This is a genomic window from Frigoribacterium sp. AC759 (assembly GCF_979256015.1).
The window spans coordinates 1-258 of sequence record NZ_CEEDMT010000118.1; the positions used below are offsets into that span (position 1 = coordinate 1).

Consider the following 258-nt stretch of genomic DNA (forward strand, 5'->3'; position numbering starts at 1 on the left):
GGTCGTACCGCCCGGCGAGCAGACGATCGATCGAGACGGCGAACTCGACGCGGGGCCGCGGCACGGGGGTGGGCACGGTCTCGATCGTGGCACCGCCGTCGGCCGCCAGGGTGACGTGCGTCGACGACTTGACGTGCCCCCGCTCACCGAACGAGAACGCCAGCGGCGACCCCGAGTAGCGGACGTCCGGTCGGGCGTCGACCGCCCCGACGCGCTGAGCCCCGTGCAGGTGCCCGAGCGCGACGGAGTCGACGCCGT

General features: G+C 74.4%; 1 protein-coding gene. It reads right to left on the reverse strand.

Annotated features, from left to right (window positions below; translation table 11 throughout):
• On the reverse strand, nt 1–258 hold a 258-nt coding region (locus ACZ6JE_RS15325), incomplete at both ends, for a metallophosphoesterase family protein (protein WP_464319502.1).